The sequence below is a fragment of the Vibrio gallaecicus genome, assembly GCF_024347495.1.
GTDB classification, from domain to species: Bacteria; Pseudomonadota; Gammaproteobacteria; order Enterobacterales; family Vibrionaceae; genus Vibrio; species Vibrio gallaecicus.
In genome coordinates this window covers 1,082,702-1,100,926 of record NZ_AP025491.1, presented here as the reverse complement: position 1 = coordinate 1,100,926, position 18,225 = coordinate 1,082,702, and the positions used below count along the sequence as shown (strand labels likewise).

The following is an 18,225-nucleotide window of genomic DNA, read 5'->3' as shown; positions in this document are numbered from 1 at the left end:
CATCATTGTGGACGTGAAGGAACACCGTTATGACACTTCAGTGATTTCGATTCTTTGAGCTTTTTCTTGCTCTGATCTATTACTCGCATGCTCTGACTTATCGTTTGCAGCCTTGTTGATTGAAGAGCTGGAAAGTGGCGTTGGGAAGCGTTGCTCTCTTTCGGTGATAAAACTGACGTTCTCATCCATATCTTCACTATTGATGAAGTGTTGGAATCGCTTCATTTTTTCAGGGTTTTCAATGGTGGTTTTCCATTCGCATTGATATTTAGAGATATTCAGTTCGATATCGGCTTCTAACTCCGCTGCTACACCAAGTTTGTCCTCAATGACCACTTGTTTGAGGTAATCCATACCGCCTTCTAAATTCTCCATCCACACCGATGTACGCTGTAAGCGATCGGCTGTGCGGGTGTAAAACATTAAGATTCGGTCAATGTATTTAAGAAGAGTGGTTTCATCTAAATCAGTAGCAAAAAGATCGCCATGGCGTGGGCGCATGCCGCCATTACCACAGATGTATAAGTTCCAACCTTTGTCTGTAGCGATAATCCCAAAATCTTTAGATTGAGCTTCAGCACATTCGCGGGTACAGCCTGATACGGCAAATTTGATTTTGTGCGGGGAACGAAGCCCTTTGTATCGATTTTCAAGCCTGATAGCTAAGCCAACACTATCGTCGACACCATATCGGCACCAAGTGCTGCCCACGCATGATTTGACGGTACGAACGGATTTTCCGTAGGCATGACCCGTTTCAAAACCAGCATCGATCAGAGTTTTCCAAATAATAGGTAATTCGTTGAGTTGAGCTCCAAATAAATCAACTCGCTGACCACCAGTGATCTTGGTGTATAAATCGAATTTCTTCGCCACTTCACCTAGTACAATGAGCTTGTCTGGGGTGATTTCACCGCCAGCTATACGAGGAACGACAGAGTAGGTGCCGTCTTTTTGCATATTGCCTAGGTAAATATCATTGGTGTCTTGAAGCTCTAGATGTTGATCTTCAAGAATGTAATCATTCCAATATGAAGCGAGTATCGAGCCAATTGCTGGCTTGCACACGGTACAGCCTAAACCTTGTCCATGAGAGTCCAATAACTCATCGAATGATTTGATTTTATTGACTCGAATAATGTCGGTAAGCTCTTGGCGAGAATAAGCAAAGTGCTCACAAATATCGTTACACACTTCTACGCCTAAATTGCTTAACTCGCTATCTAAGACTTGCTTAGCTAAGGCAGAACAGCCGCCACAACCCGTTGAAGCATTCGTCGATTCTTTTAGTGCTGCCATAGTGGTGCAGCCTGCAGAAACTGCTTGCTTAATATCGCCTTTGGTCACATCAAAACATGAACAAATCACGGCGGTATCTGGTAATGCTTCAACCCCCATAGCGGAGCCCGAATCATCGGTCACATTCGGTAGAATCAATACCGCTGGGTTCTCTGGCAGGGGCATATCATTTTGCTTGGTTTGTAGCAAAGTGCCGTAAGCCTCGGCATCCCCAACCAGTACCGCACCGACAATTTTCTTGCCGTCGGCAGAAATGATTAAACGCTTATATACTTGCTCAATTTCATCATTGTAGGTGTATGACTGCGCGCCTTCAGTTTGTCCGTGAACTTCACCAATGCTGGCGACATCTACACCAAGCAATTTGAGTTTGGTACTCATATCTGCGCCAGTAAAACTAGATTCAGTTTCGCCGTTCGTTGCAATATGTGATGCCGCTACTTTTGCCATAGAGTAGCCGGGTGCCACTAAACCAAAAATTTTGTTGTCCCAAAGTGCACATTCACCAACGGCGTAAACATTGTCGATGTTGGTTTGGCAATGGTCGTTAATTACAATGCCACCACGTTCCCCAATGGTTATGTTTGAGCTGCGTGCCAGCGCATCTTTAGGGCGGATACCAGCAGAAAAAACGATCATATCGGTTTCAAGGTGAGTACCGTCAGCAAAGTTCATTCGGTAGCGGGCAGTGTCACCCGCTATAATTTCTGATGTCGCTTTTTCGGTATGAACTTGAACCCCAAGTCCTTCAATCTTTCTGCGTAGAAGTGCACCGCCTCCATCATCCAATTGAACCGCCATTAAGCGAGGCGCGAATTCAACAACATGCGTTTCTAGCCCTAAGTTCTTAACGGCGTTAGCAGCTTCAAGACCCAGCAAGCCACCACCAATTACCACGCCTGATTTGCTCTGCTTGCTTGATAACTCGATGGCATCTAAATCATCTAAAGTACGGTAGACATGACAATGTTCTTGGTCATTACCGGGAATAGGGGGAACAAATGGGAATGAGCCCGTTGCTAGTACTAGCTTGTCGTAACTTTCAATATGACCACTGTCGGTGATGACTTGGTTATTGTCTGTATCAAGCTGAGTTACTTTGCTGTTGAGTAAGTAGTTAATTCCGTTACTTTGGTAATAACCTTCACTGGCTAGGGCGAGATCATCCGCCCCTTTACCTTCATCAAAGTAAGAAGTGAGTTGTACGCGATCATAAGCTAATCGAGACTCTTCACAGAAAGTGATGATGTCAAATTCATCGGATTTATCTTGAATCAGATTATCGATAAATTTATGTCCGACCATGCCATTTCCAACGACAACAATCTTAGTTTTTCTTGTAGGTGTCTGGCTCATTGCAAATTCCTTTTTATCAGCTGGTTCAGATAGGAATGATAAATGCGAGAGTAAATAGAGGTTTTTCTCTTACTTATCGTTCATTCTGAATTTTGTATTTATTCGTCCTTTGTGTTGGTTCAGCAAGGAGGGTGCCAAAGTGATATTTATAAGGTGATTTGTATTTTTAATCCTTACTTAACAATGCCTTATTGTATTTCTTTGTTTTTAGTGTACCTCTAAAGTGGTAGGTTTATTTTTAAGTTAATTGATTAAAATGAGCGTTAATGGTGCAGCTTTGCGTAAGTTGGTGCAAATTTAAGGTTATATATCGAGTGGTATGAATTAATCAAAATGATTCATATGATTAATTTCATTATCTTGTTGTTTTAATTGGTTAATTTTTTAATTTTAAACTGGTAATAAAGCTGGCGTGTAAATTGCTGTAGTGTCTTGCATACAATTAAGGATAATTGCGTGAGGGATGAATGACGAGTTCACAACAAGAATGGATAAAATCTACCTGTGCTTATTGCGGTGTCGGTTGTGGCATTGAAGCAAGACCTACCTCTTCAGGGAAACTAGAAATAAGAGGGGATAAACAACATCCTTCGAATTACGGAAAACTATGTACAAAGGGTGCAGCTTTAGGCGATACCGTAACGCCTATTGGCAGAATGCTTTATCCAACACTTGCCAGTGCAGGAGGCGGAAATACTTTTGCTTGGGATGAAGCGACTGAACTGATAGCGGATAAGTTCTCTCAAACCATTAAGGAGAATGGTCCAGACTCCGTCGCGTTTTATGTCTCTGGGCAATTGTTGACAGAAGATTACTATGTCGCGAACAAATTGATGAAGGGATTCATCGGCAGCGGAAATATCGACAGTAATTCCCGTTTATGTATGGCATCGAGTGTGGTTGGGCATAAACGCGCATTTGGTTCAGACACTGTACCAGTCTGCTATGAAGATCTAGAACAGACCGATCTTGTGGTGATTACGGGCTCTAACCTCGCGTGGTGTCATCCTGTTTTATTCCAAAGGCTAAGGGCTGCCAAGCAAGCTAATCAAAATTTAAAGGTCATTGTGATTGATCCTCGGGTGACGGAAACCTGTGATATTGCTGACCATCACCTTGCGATTCAATCCGGTTCGGATGTCGCGTTATTTAATGGTCTTTTTTCGTATCTAGAGGAAAAGGGTTATTTGGATCAAAATTACATTGATCAATTTACCGAAGGTTTTAACAAAGCAATGAAACCTGCGGCTAAACAAGCCGAAACTCGTGAAGCCACAGAGCAAATTACGGGGCTGACTTCACAAGAGCTAGAATCCTTTTACGAAGCTTTTTCTCGCACGAACAAAGTCATCACTATCTATTCTCAAGGTGTGAACCAATCCAGCCAAGGCTGCGATAAAGTCAATGCCATCATCAACTGTCATTTAGCGACCGGTAAGATAGGTAAGCAGGGAATGGGACCTTTCTCAGTCACCGGACAGCCCAATGCTATGGGCGGAAGAGAGGTTGGCGGCTTAGCGAACACGTTGGCTTCTCACTTTGAATTTGGCGACGCTCAAGCTCACCAGTTGATCAGTGACTTTTGGCAAACGGACAATTTAGCCGAGCAAGCAGGGCTTAAAGCCATAGACTTATTTGATGCAATGCATGAAGGAAAGATTAAAGCGGTATGGATAATGGCAACGAACCCTGTTGTTAGCTTACCTGATAGTGTGAAAGTGAAAGAAGCGTTGGAAAGGTGCCCATTTGTGGTGGTGTCGGATTGTATTGAAGATACTGAAACCACGCGCCTTGCCAATGTGCTATTGCCGGCACAAGGCTGGAGTGAAAAGTCGGGAACGGTGACCAATTCAGAGCGTCGAATCTCTCGTCAAAGGCGTATTCTACCCAGCCCTGGAGAAGCAAAACCTGATTGGTGGATGATAAGCCAAGTTGCGCAAAAGATGGGTTTCTTGGAACAGTTTGATTACTTACATGAAGGTCAGATCTTTAATGAATACTGCCGCATGACCAGCTTAGAGAATCTGGATGGTAAACAGCGAGATCTTTGTTTGATTGGGTTAACTCAGTTAGATGACCAAAGTTATAGCCGCCTTACCCCCCAGCAGTGGCCAGTGATGAAGTTACAAATGGATTCTACCAATCAACGGATGTTTACCGATAATCAATTTTTCACCGTGTCTGGAAAAGCTCAGTTCGTGCCCGTTGAGCATCAAGATCCAATCGCGTCAATATCATCTGAATACCCATTACTCATGAATACGGGGCGCATTCGAGATCAATGGCATACTATGTCTCGTACTGGACTTGCGGCAGATTTAGGCGAGCATATCCCTGAACCTTTTATTGCAGTTCATCCTGATACAGTGAGCCTGTTAGGTTTACACCCAGATGTGTCTAATCAGTCTAATTCTCAACAGATTTTGAATGGTTTGAAACAACCACAAGTGGTACGAGTGAAAAGTCAGCAAGGTGAATGTCAGGCGAGACTGATGGTGACGAAAGATGTACAGCCAGAGCAAGTTTTTATGCCGATACATTGGAATGGCACTACAGCGAAAGACACTAAGCCTTGTGATTTGATTTTACCAAATGTGGATAGCGCATCTGGGCAGCCAGAGTTTAAGCACACCCCCATTATGTTAGAAGCGTGTGGGTATAAAAGTGAAGCGGCGTTGATCAGTGAGTCAATTTTAGATTGTGATGAATTTGACTACTGGGTAAGGCAAAGAGTCGAACGTGGCTTCCTATATCGAATCTCTTCACATAAAAATCCTATGGCGTTGGTTATTGACCTTGCGAATAAACTAGACACCCTTTCTACGGACAACTCAAGTCGATCTAAAACACTGCATTTTCACGGAGAGGGAGGAGAGCTAGGAAAAGATCCAATGCAATCTGTAACTGGACGTCATGACTTGCGAGAGAAAAGTTTTGGTACAGCTAAGTTAGCTTCAACGGGTATGCAACAAGCTTTTGTGGTCAGTGGGCAATTGAGCCAGCAGAAAATAGATTGGCTGATTGACTGCTTTAATAAGCCCATAGAAGAAGATTTTGAAAGTGAGTTTTTACAGCAACTTGCTTTTGGTGATTAGGGAGCTGGTACTCTTGGTCATTAGTACTCACCGGCGATGAATTGTCTTGGCGGCGAGTACTTTAAGTTGCGAGTTAAGCCAATAAATAAGGCAACGTGGTGAGCGTTGCCTTGAGTCACAAATGCCATTGTTTTTTGAAATGAGACCGATTGAATTTAAAGCGTTTGTACGCTGTCTCTTACTACTAGCGTAGGTTCAAGCTCGACAACTTGCGGGTAGGCATCTGGTGTTTTAAGTCGGTTGATTAAGGTATCAACAGCCGCTTTCCCTAATCGATGCTTAGGCTGGTGGATAGTCGTTAAAGAGGGAGTCATGAATTTAGATAAGTGAATGTCATCATATCCAATAATAGAAAGATCACTTGGGATATGCAGACCATCTTGATAAGCCGCATTGATCACGCCCATTGCCATCATGTCGTTACATACAAATAGGGCGCTAGGTAATTGACCTTTGCTTTTGAGCTTATGGTAAGAATCAAACCCACCATCACACATGAAGTTAGACTCAATAATCCATTGGGGGTTTAGCTCTAGGTTCGCATCCGCCATGGCTTTCTTATAGCCTTCATAACGTAAAGAAGCTTGATTTCGGTGTAAAGGACCGGTGATACAACCAATCTCAGTGTGACCATTGTCTATCAAGTACTTGGTTGCCATATATCCGCCTTGGTGCGAATTATCCTGGATCTTATCGCTGGCAAAAAGCATTGGTCCCCAATCCATTACCACTACGGGTAGTTCTGGATAACGTTCAAATACATCTAAATGTTCACCTTCAAGGGTTGAACACATGAGCATAAGCCCATCAACTCGCTTTTGTAGCAAAGTATCGATGGATGATTTCATGCGTTCGCTGTCACCTTCCGTATTGCATAAAATCAGGTTATAGCCTTTTTCATAGCAGCGACGTTCTACCCCTTTTACCACTTCACCAAAGAATGGGTTGGTAGACGTGGTGACCAGCATGCCTATAGTATTGGTGCGTTTCATTTTTAAGCTACGTGCCAATGCCGATGGTGCATAATTCAGCTCTTTAGCGGCGTTATTGACTCGCTCTGCGATTTCATCACTGACGAACCGAGATTTATTAATCACGTGACTAACGGTAGAAGTCGATACTTTTGCTAACCTGGCGATGTCTTTCATCGTAGCCATATTAAGTCCTTGTGATGATACTGAATACGCTCAAACTGAATGTACCCAATTGAGAATGTTAAATTTGAGTCGTAGCCGGAAAATGATCTTAAACACAGCACTAAAAGTACAGACTATAAACCAGCTAATAGAACTGTGTTGATTAAAGATAACTACGTTTAGATGTTTCCATGAAACTCATTCTAAAGGAAATACAACAGATTACGTAATATCTTTTATGGGCTTACTGCATTTGCTTCGCAAGAAAAGTGTCGGTTTCTTCTCGGCTAGGAATCGAAGTTTGTGCCCCAAAACGGGTCACTGAAATAGCCGCAGCAGCATGAGCAAACTTGATGGCTTGCTCAATTGGCATATTTTCAAGCAAACCCGTTACGAATGCACCATTGAAGGTGTCTCCAGCCGCTGTAGTATCAGTGGCTTCTACACGAAACCCTGGAATAAGTTCACCACGTCCATTTTGGCTTAGCCAAACACCTTTAGCACCTAATGTGATCATCACAATTTCAATACCTTTCAAATGCAATGCTTCTGAAGCTTTCTGAGCACTTTGGTCATCTGTGACTGTGATACCTGTTAGTACTTCAGCTTCCGTTTCATTTGGGGTGATCACATCAATACACGCCAGTAATTCATCCGATAAAGGGCGGGCAGGGGCGGGGTTTAACACAACATTCGTTCTGTTTTCTTTTGCTGCTTTAGCTGCATACTCGATGCCTTCAATTGGTGTTTCAAGCTGAGTTAATAAGTATTTTGCATCACGTATTTTTTGCAAGTGTGGTTCAATTTGTTCACACGTTAGCTTGTCGTTGGCTTCAGCTGATAAACAAATGCTGTTTTCACCCGACGCGGAAACTTGGATCATCGCGATGCCAGTTGGGGTTTTATCGGCAATGATCACGCCATCTGTATTGATGCCATCTTGTGCAAACGCATTACGAATGTTAATACCAAATGCATCGTCACCTACGCATGAAATAAAGCCGATATCTGCTTTTAAACGAGCAGCAGCAACCGCTTGGTTTGCGCCTTTTCCACCTGGAATTACTTGATAGTTACCGCCCACTAAAGTTTCACCAGGGCGAGGGAATGAAGGAACTTGCAAAACATGGTCAGCGTTTACGCTACCTAAAACAATCAGTTGAGTCATGATACGAGCCTTATGATATATCGTATTTGAAAATGCATGGCTGTTGCTCCTCTCATTAGATATTGGATGAGAAACAGCGATGCACTATCTGAATTTTTAATTTTAAGCTTAGAATTAATAAGCTTAGAGTTAATGAGCAGGGAGGTATTGGACTCCCTGCTTAATTAGATTTCCAGCGCTAAACAGGATTACTGAGCGATGATTTTTAAAGGAACTGGTACGTAAGCTTCAACGGTTTCGCCTTTCAGCACTTTGTCAGCCATTTCAATACCAAGTGAACCAATTAGGTCAGGTTGTTGAGCAATAGTTGCAGCTAACTTGCCACGGTTAACAGCAGCAATGCCATCGTCAGTACCATCAAATCCAACAATCATCACGTCTTTACCTGAAGCTTGAACGGCGCGAAGTGCTCCCAATGCCATTTCATCATTTTGTGCGAATACGGCTTGCACATCAGAATTAGCTGCTAATAAGTTTTCCATTACGTTCAGACCTTTAGTACGGTCGAAATCGGCAGGTTGGCTTGCTAATAATTCAAGGTCGCTACCGTTTACCGTGTTCATGAAGCCTTCACCACGCTCACGTGCAGCAGAAGTACCCGCGATGCCTTCAAGTTGAATTACTTTTGCTTTTTCACCTACTTTTTCCATGATGAAGTGCCCTGCCATTTCACCACCGATCACGTTATCAGAAGCAATGTGGCTCACTACATCACCACGGCTTGCGCCACGGTCCAGCGTTAGTACTGGTATGTTTGATCGGTTTGCCATACGAATAGCATTAGAAACAGCATCTGAATCCGTTGGGTTGATCAGAATGGCTTTCACGCCTCGAATCGTCAAATCTTCGATGTTTGATAGCTCTTTGCTGGGATCATTCTGTGAATCAAGAACGATTAGCTTGTAACCTAGCTCTTTCGCTTTTGCTTCTGCGCCATCTTTCATCGTTACAAAGAATGGGTTGTTTAGAGTGGATAGTACGATTGCCATTGTATCTTGAGCCTGTGCAGACACAGATACAGAAGTTGAAAGTACAGCAGCAGAAATAAGAGTCGCTAATTTTTTCATCGTTATAGTCCTTTGTGTAGGGGGCGAGCTAGGGCTGGTTCAAGTGTTCTAATACTTTAGTTCAAGTATTTTAAGGGTTAGTTAAAACGCTCTACTGGTTAGCCCAAATGTTTTAGCACCTAGCTCTGATGTCATATTATTAGTAGTACAGTTATTAAATAGTCATGTGTTTCTTATAATTATTCAGTGTTATCAGTTACTTGTTTTTGTTGTCCACTAATACCGCCAGAAGAATAACCACTGCTTTGGCAATCATTTGGTAGTACGAAGATACGTCTAATAGGTTTAGGGCGTTGTTTAAGAAGCCGATAATCAAAGCGCCGACTAAAGTGCCCATAATTCGACCGCGACCGCCGGCTAAGCTTGTACCGCCTAAAACCACCGCTGCTATCGCATCAAGTTCATAGCCCATACCAGCTGTTGGTTGTGCTGAAGAAAGACGTGACGCGACGATAATGCCAGCGACGGCTGCCAACAGACCACAGATTGCATAGACACCGATTTTAACTTTATCGACATCGATACCAGAAAGGCGTGCAGCAGATTCATTGCCGCCTAGGGCATAAACATAGCGACCGAAGCGAGTGTGGTTAAGCAAGTACCAAACCGCTGCAAACACAACCACCATAATCCATACTGGAACAGGGATGCCCAAAGCGTAACCAGTACCAAACCAGGCGAATGCATCCGCAGTGTCAGTAAAGCCAGTAGAAATAGGGCGACCATCGGTGTAAACCATAGTGACACCGCGTAGCAGAGTCATGGTAACGAGAGTTGCAATGAATGCTTGGACTTTGCCTTTCGCAATAATCACACCGCTGATAGCGCCTAAAGCAGCACCTGCAACAAGCGCGGTCGGTACTGCAATCAATACCGGCACTTCCATAGCAATTAAGCTAGCGGCAAATGCACCACATAAAGCAAGGACAGAACCAACACTTAAATCAATGCCTGCCGTTAAAATGACCAGCGTCATACCAACTGCAATAATGGCGTTGATAGAGGTTTGGCGTAGGATGTTAAGAATATTGTCGACTGTGAAAAAGTTAGGGTTTAAGAAAGAAACGACAACAATTAAAAAGATCAAAGCAATCAATGATTTTTGATCGATCAGCCATTCTTTGCTGATCAGCGGCTTTTTCTTTGGTACTTCAGTTTCAGTTGTTTTGCTTATGGTTTTAGTACTCATGCTGCATCCTTATTGATCTTTTTACCGACCGCACACGCCAGTAGTAATTCTTGGTTCGCATCTTTAGCGTCAAACTCACCGCTAATTTTGCCTTCATGCATCACCATGATGCGGTCACTCATCCCTAACACTTCAGGCATTTCAGAAGAGACTAAAATAATGCTCATGCCTTCCGCTTTAAATTTATTGATGAGTTGATAAATTTCTTTCTTTGCACCTACATCGACACCGCGAGTTGGCTCGTCGAGGATAAGTACTTTAGGTTTGGTCATTAACCCTTTGGCAATCGCCACTTTTTGCTGATTACCACCGGAAAGGTTGCCAATGATTTGTTCACGAGTCGGGGTTTTGATATTGAATAACTTAATGAAATCATCCACAGCAATGACTTCATCAGCATGCTGGATTTTTCCATTGATGGTTAACTGGTCTAAAGCGCACAGTGACATGTTGTCTTTAACCGATAGTCCTAAAACCAACCCGTCGCCTTTACGGTCTTCAGAGATATAAGCAATGCCATTGGCAAGACCATCTTTAGGAGAGGCTGGGTTAATGGTCTTATTATCTAAATTAATGACACCGCGTTCACTTGGTAAAGCGCCATAAATCACTTTCATTAGCTCAGTTCGACCTGCACCCATAAGGCCAGAAACACCTAATATTTCTCCGCGTTTAAGAGTAAAGCTCACGTCATCTACGCCTGAACCTGTTAGCCCTATTACTTCAAGGCAAGTCTCACCAAATTGCACATCAATTCGAGGGTATTGCTCATCTAATTTACGACCTACCATCATTTCGATTAGGCCATCTTCATCGGTGTCTTTTACTTCACATTGACCAATGAATTTTCCGTCACGAAGCACTGTAATGTCGTCACAAATTTCAAAGATTTCTTTTAAGCGATGAGAGATGTAAACAATACCGCAGCCTTCAGCGCGAAGTTCATGGATCACCTTAAACAGCGATTCGGTTTCTGTGTCGGTTAGGGCATCCGTTGGTTCATCCATAATGATGACCTTAGATTGAAACGACAGCGCTTTGGCAATCTCAACCATTTGTTGCTCACCAAGGCTAAGCTGCCCTAAAGGTGTTTTAGAACTGTGGTTTACGTTTAAACGCTTCAGTAACTTATCGGCCTCTTGGTACATTTCATTCCAAAGAATGCGACCCATGGTTCCGGTAATTTCACGTCCTAGGAAGATGTTCTCAGCAATCGTCAGCTCCGGAATTAAGTTTAACTCTTGGTGGATAATGCTGATTCCCGCTTCTTGTGAGTCACGAGGTCCTTTAAATGCGGCTGGCTGACCTTGATAAGCAATGCTGCCCGCATCTAGGTGATAAATACCCGTGAGCACTTTCATTAACGTCGATTTACCAGCACCGTTTTCACCCATTAGCGCCATTACGCGTCCTGGATAAACATTGAGGCTAGCTTTGTCCAAGGCTTTTACGCCAGGGAAGGCTTTCTCAATAGCGCTAAGTTCTAAAATGGCTTGAGTCATCTTGGTTCCTTACTCGGGGCCAGAATAATTAAAATAAAGTTAGAGTGAATTAAGTCAAAGTACGTGGCTAAAAGGTCACGCCAGCTTGAAAAATAACGTTCGCATAAGGTGTACATTCACCAGTCCGGATCACCGCTCGGCTGTCATTGGTACGTTCCTTAAAAGCCTCATGGCTGATGTAAGTGACAGCGATAGTTTTTCCACAGCGCGCTTCTTCAGCTTTAAGCTGCTCGATAAGAACGGCGTGATGCTCCGGGCTCACTGTTACGAATTCGTCGGCGATAATCACACCTTGAATTTGTGATTCATCGAGCATCGTTTGTACCGTTTGCTGAAAACTCGGTACTCCGTGAGTTAATGCTAGATCAATACGTCGTACATGGTTAGGGATAGGTAAACCCGCATCGCAGATAGTGATCTCATCAGTGTGGCCAAGCGTCGCCACAAGGTATGAAAGGTCTGAATTAATTAGAGTACTTTTTTTCATAATGCTACCTACTTAAAGAACGCTGTGGGTATGAGAGAAGCTCAAATAAAACCCATCGAAACGTTTCGATAGTGATAATAGTGTTTCATTTATCAATTGCACTTCTCTGTTTTAAATTGTGTGATAACGATCATCGAAACGTTTCGATGGCGTGTTTTTTGGTGATGAAGCTCACGCGATTAACGTCATCAAAACCGTATTTGTAAGGGAGTGGGGAGAAGTGACATTCAGCGAAATGCCACTTAAGGACTGAGTCGTGGTTATCGAAATAGGATTAAGGTTATCTTCGATAGATTTGAGGTAATCAAAGACTGCGTGAGGTTATTCTCGAATACGAACTGTCACCGACACTAAAGCGTGATCGGTACTAAATTGGTCAACCTCAAAGCTTGGATTAACGATGTGTTTGTCTGTGACGGTGAATCCATGGACTTCCATTAAGCTGGATGAATTTTGGCAATCGAACTCATTCGAAAGCAAAATATAATCCAAAACAGAACCTGTCGCTCCGTAGTAATGTGTAGGCTTTCGGTGTTCTAATAAATCTTCTTGGTGAAGCTGGTGGTAGAGATCCCAACTGTCTCGTAATCGAAAGTGAGATAACCAGTTCTTACTAGCTTCATCACGATTCAACATGTAAGACAATAGCCCGTTGAATTCATCATGGAAAATCGGTTTGTTAAAATCGCCCATAACCATAATGGGTTGATCAGATTGAAGGCGTTGCTGAGAAATGTACTTGTGCAGAAGGTTACTCTCAAAACCTCTTTGCACCGTAGAAAGCCACCTGCCCAGTTGTTCGGTATGTAATTGGTTTAAAGAATCACTACTTGGCTCTTTATTCTTATCAGTATCAGTATCAGTATCAGTATCAGTATCAGTATGGGGCTCAGAAGGTCTTTGCGACTTAAAGTGCACCACATAACAATCGGTCGCGCCTAAGTGAGGCAGATCAATCGTGGCGTGTACTGGTGTGCGATTAAAAGAAAAATCACTGGCTGCATTGAAACTCTTGAGCAAATCAAGGTTGGGAGTGACTGGGCGAACTTGAATTATTGGATAGCGTGAAGCAATGGCTACAACAGGAGAGGTATACAAATAATCACTTTCTACATGAGGGGAATCAACAACCTCGAAATATGGGTAGCCAAGTGTTTGTAAAAGTGACGCTAACGAATCTGGGCTGAACACTTCTTGAAAGCCAATCACATCACTATCGAGTGTTTGTATCGCGTTTGAAAACCAATTTTGTTTTTGCTGCCACTCGTCCTGACTGTAGATGTTTTCAAAATCGTAGTACGCATTTGGTGGCTCAAGGTAATTGAGCATGTTGATGGTAGTAAAAGTCAGAGTTGAAGGTAATTTCAAGTTAAGCTCAATATGATGATTTTTCATGATTATGGCTTGGTTTCTCGGTTTAATAAACGCAAAACCATAAAAACTTATCTTTAGATTTTCTTGAATCTTATTTGATCAGTCGTAGAACATTATTAGTGGTTTTCTTTGTACCTAAGCTGAATTCATGATTATCGGTGATCAGTGAGCGCTCTTTCGCGTACTTCAAATGTGTTTCCGCGCAGCAAAGCAATTGTTCAAGCGTAATATCACCTTGAGGTGAGTAAGCGCACGCCCCAATTCTTAAAGTCGTTTGAGTTTCTACGGTTTCTTCAAATCTTTGGATAATACGTTCACAAATAATCGGTATATTTTTTATTGGCGTACAGGGCAGCAAAATAAAAAATTCACCACCATCCCGTGCGATGGTTTCAGTTTTGCGTAACTGTTCTGCACAAATATTGGTAAATTGCTGCAAAACTGCATTACCGACTTCATAGCCAAGCCGGTCATTGATTTTCGCCAATGCATGGAAATCTATATGCAAAATAGTCAGTGAATCATTTGAACGGTCGCAAAGTGCAATAGTTCGATCTAATTCATCAATAAATGCGGGTTTGTTGTAAACCCCTGTCAGTTCGTCCCTCAAAGGCTGTGCTTTCAAGTGGCTATTGCCGTTAAGCTGATGCAGGTAATGGAACATTTCAGAGAGGAGTTGAGTCTCCAACAAAACTCGTTTATTCCACGTAGCAAGGGTCGGTGTTGGGTCTAGGTTATCTTCCACCAAAGACAAATGTAGGCGCTCAGCTATGTGTGAGTAGGTGTTATGCAAACAAAGAGTAAGGTCAATAACCGATATTTCGTGAGTAACTAAAAATTGGCTGATGTCGGCACGAGTGTATAAGTAATCAATTTTAAAATTGAGTGTACAGAGCGTGGTGAACAGACGGCTGACGAGTACGTTTAGCTCTCCTTTAACTCTTTTGAACATGACTTTGCTTACCGTTAAGGAATTTAGCTTTTCTACGGTGTGTTCTGATAGGTCTATTGTGCTTAAAGAGAGCAAATTTAAACGCTGTTCAAGTATGGATAAATCTTCATCAGTAAGTTGAATCAAAGACTGACGACGCACCATTTCAGTTTCATTTATCGCCATCTTCAGTAGTCGTGTTTTCATCTATCCAGCCCTGAGAACAATAGAGTTATTTAATAAGATATTATACGGATAATAATGAGTAAAGTGAGTTTATTCTATGCATAAATTGGCATGATGGTTTGGCATTTAAATAGTATGAAGTGAATAGCTTGGTATTTTGATGTGGAAAAACAGAGGAATATGATGAGTTTTTTATTAGTTATTACATGATGTTATATTTTTCTCTATACTAGTTTTAAAGGTATTAGTACGACATTAGATATCAAAGGCTTTCAGCTAACGGAGCTGCCAGCACTTGAGACATTTGAAGGGAGAGTCAAATGGGTAAAGGTTTTCAAAGTAAGTCATTTCACAATGTTCAGGGAGGTGGATCGGCTATTCACCAAGCAATTGTTGAAAAGTCATCCGCTTGTAAAGCATCCAGCCATAACATTGCTTTCAATAAAGACCTCTGTAATCAAAAAACGTTTAAGAGAAAGTTGGTTAATAGCTTTTCAGTGCTTGGAGTAGCGGCAACATTTTCTATAGCCTGTTTTTCTATAAGCAGTGCGAATGCAGCAGAGGCTAAAGTAATTGAAAAGACTAAAGTAATTGAAACCACACAACTTGTCGGTTTTGGTAAAGCAAAGTACCCAGAAGATTTCACTCACTTTGATTACGTGAACCCCAATGCCCCTAAATTTGGCAAAGTAACCTATGGCGAAACCGGTACTTTCGATAGCTTTAACCGTTTTGGTTCTCGTGGACTTGCGGCGAAATACACAGGAGAGCTTTACGACACGTTGATGTTCTCTCCAAGTGATGAAATAGATGCTTACTACCCGCTTATTGCTTCCAAAGTTCGTTATGCTGATGACTTTTCTTGGCTAGAAATTGATATAAACCCTAAAGCCCGCTTCCAAGACGGGGTGCCTATTACCGCTCATGATGTCGCGTTCACCTTCGACAAGTTCTCAACCGAAGGCGTGCCTCAATACCGTGTTTACTACAAAGATATCAAATCAGTTACTGCTATTTCCGATTTAATAGTCCGTGTTGAAATGGCGACACCCAATAGAGAGAAGCTGTTTAGCTTTGCGCAAGGTACCCGTGTACTACCCAAACACTATTGGCAAGATAGAAAGTTAAGTGATCCATTAAGTGAACCGCCAGTTGGTAGTGGCCCTTATAAAGTGATTGATTATAAATCAGGGCAAAGTGTTACTTACGGTCTATTAGAAGATTACTGGGCGGCAAACCTACCGGTGAATGTGGGGCGCAATAACTTCAAACAAGTGCAATACGACTATTACCGTGATGACACCGTTATGCTTGAAGCCTTCAAAGCTGGTGAATACGATTTGCGTGTTGAGAACACGGCCAAGTTTTGGGCAACGTCATATACAGGTACAAATTTCGATAAGGGTTACATTACCAAAGAAGAGTTAAACCATGAAAAGCCTGAAACGTCACAAGGCTTTATTTTCAATAGTCAAATTGCTACTTTCTCAGATCCTAAAGTTCGTGAAGCATTAACCTATGCGATGGATTTTGAATGGATGAATCGCAACCTTTTCTATAGTCAGTATCAACGTACTCGCAGCTACTTTCAAAATACCGAGTATGAAGCGAAAGGTTTACCTTCAGAAGCTGAAATAGCGTTGCTGACTCCGTTTAAAGATCAGATTGATCCTCGCGTATTTACTCAAGAGTTTAAGCCGCCCGTCACTGATGGAAGTGGCCGAATTCGTAGTCAGATGCGCACCGCGTTTAAATTGCTTAAGGAAGCGGGGTGGGAGCTAAAAAATAAGGTGATGACCAACAAAGAGACTGGTCAGCCTTTAGCTTTTGAACTCCTGATTTATAGCCCAACATCTGAGCGTATCGCGATACCTATGCAGAAAAATTTAAAGCGCATGGGAATTGAAATGAAGATACGTACTGTGGATACCACTCAATATATTAAACGGCTAAGAGACCGTGATTTTGACATGGTGTCATCATCTTATTCCGCAAACCCTTACCCGAATCCGAACTTATTGATTGCTTGGAATTCGAACTATATTGACTCTACGTTTAATACCGCAGGGGTAATTGACCCAGTCGTTGATGCTTTAACTGAGCAAATTGCTAAAAGCCAAAGTGACTCTGAAAAGTTGAGTGCTTTAGGTCCTGCTTTTGATCGGGTTCTACAGTGGAACTTTTACCTTATTCCTCAATGGTACTCTGGGAAATACCGCGTAGCCATGTGGGATAAATTCGAACGTCCAAGTACTCTACCTAAATACGATTTAGGGGTAGATACATGGTGGGTATCGGAAGAAAAAGCGGCTTTATTACCTGAAAAACGTCGTTAGGAGTAGTAATGGCCGCGTATATATTCAGACGTCTACTGCTTGTTATTCCAACGTTGTGGGCGATCATCACCATTAACTTTTTTATTATCCAGATTGCCCCTGGCGGACCGGTTGAACAAGCCGTTGCGCAATTAGAGGGACATAATTCAGGGATAATGGAACGTTTTTCTGGTGGCGGTCAAGAAGTCGATTTAGGCAACAGCGAACAAGCATCGGCTAGTGGTTATAAAGGCTCAAGAGGGTTAGACCCAGAAGTGGTCGAAGAAATCAGAAAGCAATTTGGTTTCGATAAGCCCATACATGAACGTTACTTTGACATGCTAAAAAATTACGCCATGTTTAATTTTGGCGAGAGCCTGTTTAAAGGTGGTGATGTCATTGATTTGATTGTAGATAGGCTTCCCGTCTCCATCTCACTAGGGTTATGGAGCACTTTGATCATCTATTTGATCTCTATTCCCTTGGGAATCTTTAAAGCTATCCACCACGGGTCACGCTTTGATATTTGGTCTAGTGCAGTTGTCATCATTGGTTACGCTATTCCGGGTTTCTTATTCGCGATTATTTTGATCATCTTATTTGCCAGCGGTAATTACTTTAATTGGTTCCCACTGCGCGGTTTAGTGTCGAGTAATTTTGAACAACTTAACTGGTACCAGCAAATCATCGATTACTTTTGGCACTTAACGTTACCTATTTTTGCAATGGTTATCGGCGGCTTTGCAACGCTGAGTATGCTAACTAAAAACTCATTCTTAGATGAAATAAACAAGCAGTACGTTGTGACAGCAAGAGCAAAAGGGCTTGATGAAAGTAGCATCTTGTATAAACACGTATTTCGTAATGCGATGCTCATTATTATTGCAGGCTTCCCAAGTGCATTTATCAGCATCTTCTTCACAGGCTCAATGTTAATTGAAGTGATGTTTTCTTTAGAAGGCATAGGGCTGCTTGGTTTTGAATCCACCATTCAACGTGATTATCCTGTGGTGTTTAGTTCATTGTATATCATGACGCTTCTAGGTTTAGTACTGAGTATTATTTCCGATTTAACCTACACGTGGGTTGACCCTCGAATTGACTTTGAGGCGAGATAACC

General features: G+C 42.3%; 12 protein-coding genes. 3 read left to right on the top strand and 9 right to left on the bottom strand.

Features of this window, described 5'->3' with window-relative positions:
- Positions 1-27 precede the first annotated feature (27 nt).
- Positions 28-2,655 carry a nitrite reductase large subunit NirB gene (nirB, locus tag OCU78_RS19840; protein ID WP_137373842.1) on the bottom strand — a complete coding sequence of 876 codons (2,628 nt, stop codon included), beginning with the start codon at positions 2,653-2,655 and terminating at the stop codon, positions 28-30.
- A 467-nt stretch (positions 2,656-3,122) separates the two neighbouring features.
- Between nirB and OCU78_RS19835 the strand changes: the two genes are divergently transcribed.
- Positions 3,123-5,750: a molybdopterin oxidoreductase family protein gene (locus tag OCU78_RS19835; protein ID WP_137373843.1), complete on the top strand. Its 2,628-nt coding sequence runs from the start codon at positions 3,123-3,125 to the stop codon at positions 5,748-5,750.
- A gap of 155 nt (positions 5,751-5,905) precedes the next feature.
- On the opposite strand, the gene OCU78_RS19830 is transcribed toward OCU78_RS19835, so the two are convergent.
- From OCU78_RS19830 to OCU78_RS19795, 8 genes are all read right to left on the bottom strand, one after another.
- Positions 5,906-6,907: a substrate-binding domain-containing protein gene (locus tag OCU78_RS19830; protein WP_137373844.1), complete on the bottom strand. Its 1,002-nt coding sequence runs from the start codon at positions 6,905-6,907 to the stop codon at positions 5,906-5,908.
- Between the two features lie 223 nt (positions 6,908-7,130).
- Complete coding sequence (gene rbsK, locus OCU78_RS19825; protein WP_137373845.1) at positions 7,131-8,054, bottom strand: ribokinase; 924 nt, start codon at positions 8,052-8,054, stop codon at positions 7,131-7,133.
- Between the two features lie 188 nt (positions 8,055-8,242).
- Positions 8,243-9,121 carry a ribose ABC transporter substrate-binding protein RbsB gene (gene rbsB / locus OCU78_RS19820; protein ID WP_137373846.1) on the bottom strand — a complete coding sequence of 293 codons (879 nt, stop codon included), beginning with the start codon at positions 9,119-9,121 and terminating at the stop codon, positions 8,243-8,245.
- Positions 9,122-9,317: 196 nt separating this feature from the next.
- Positions 9,318-10,310 carry a ribose ABC transporter permease gene (gene rbsC, locus OCU78_RS19815; RefSeq protein ID WP_137373847.1) on the bottom strand — a complete coding sequence of 331 codons (993 nt, stop codon included), beginning with the start codon at positions 10,308-10,310 and terminating at the stop codon, positions 9,318-9,320.
- Complete coding sequence (gene rbsA, locus OCU78_RS19810) at positions 10,307-11,812, bottom strand: ribose ABC transporter ATP-binding protein RbsA (protein WP_137373848.1); 1,506 nt, start codon at positions 11,810-11,812, stop codon at positions 10,307-10,309. Before rbsA ends, rbsC begins: the two co-directional genes overlap by 4 nt.
- 67 nt (positions 11,813-11,879) lie before the next feature.
- Positions 11,880-12,299 (bottom strand): D-ribose pyranase, encoded by a 420-nt coding sequence (rbsD, locus tag OCU78_RS19805; protein WP_137373849.1) that lies wholly within the window; start codon positions 12,297-12,299, stop codon positions 11,880-11,882.
- Positions 12,300-12,620: 321 nt separating this feature from the next.
- Entirely contained in the window at positions 12,621-13,667 is a 1,047-nt protein-coding gene (locus OCU78_RS19800; RefSeq protein ID WP_137373875.1) for an endonuclease/exonuclease/phosphatase family protein, read from the bottom strand.
- 97 nt (positions 13,668-13,764) lie between these two features.
- Positions 13,765-14,811, bottom strand: coding sequence for a GGDEF domain-containing protein (locus OCU78_RS19795; RefSeq protein WP_137373850.1), 1,047 nt, complete (start codon positions 14,809-14,811; stop codon positions 13,765-13,767).
- A gap of 299 nt (positions 14,812-15,110) precedes the next feature.
- On the opposite strand from OCU78_RS19795, the gene OCU78_RS19790 reads away from it, so the two are divergent.
- On the top strand, positions 15,111-17,126 hold the full coding sequence (locus OCU78_RS19790) for an extracellular solute-binding protein (RefSeq protein ID WP_240701745.1): 2,016 nt from the start codon (positions 15,111-15,113) through the stop codon (positions 17,124-17,126).
- 8 nt (positions 17,127-17,134) lie between these two features.
- Positions 17,135-18,223, top strand: a complete 1,089-nt coding sequence (locus tag OCU78_RS19785; RefSeq protein ID WP_137373851.1) for a microcin C ABC transporter permease YejB — start codon at positions 17,135-17,137, stop codon at positions 18,221-18,223.
- The last annotated feature ends 2 nt before the right edge of the window (positions 18,224-18,225 follow it).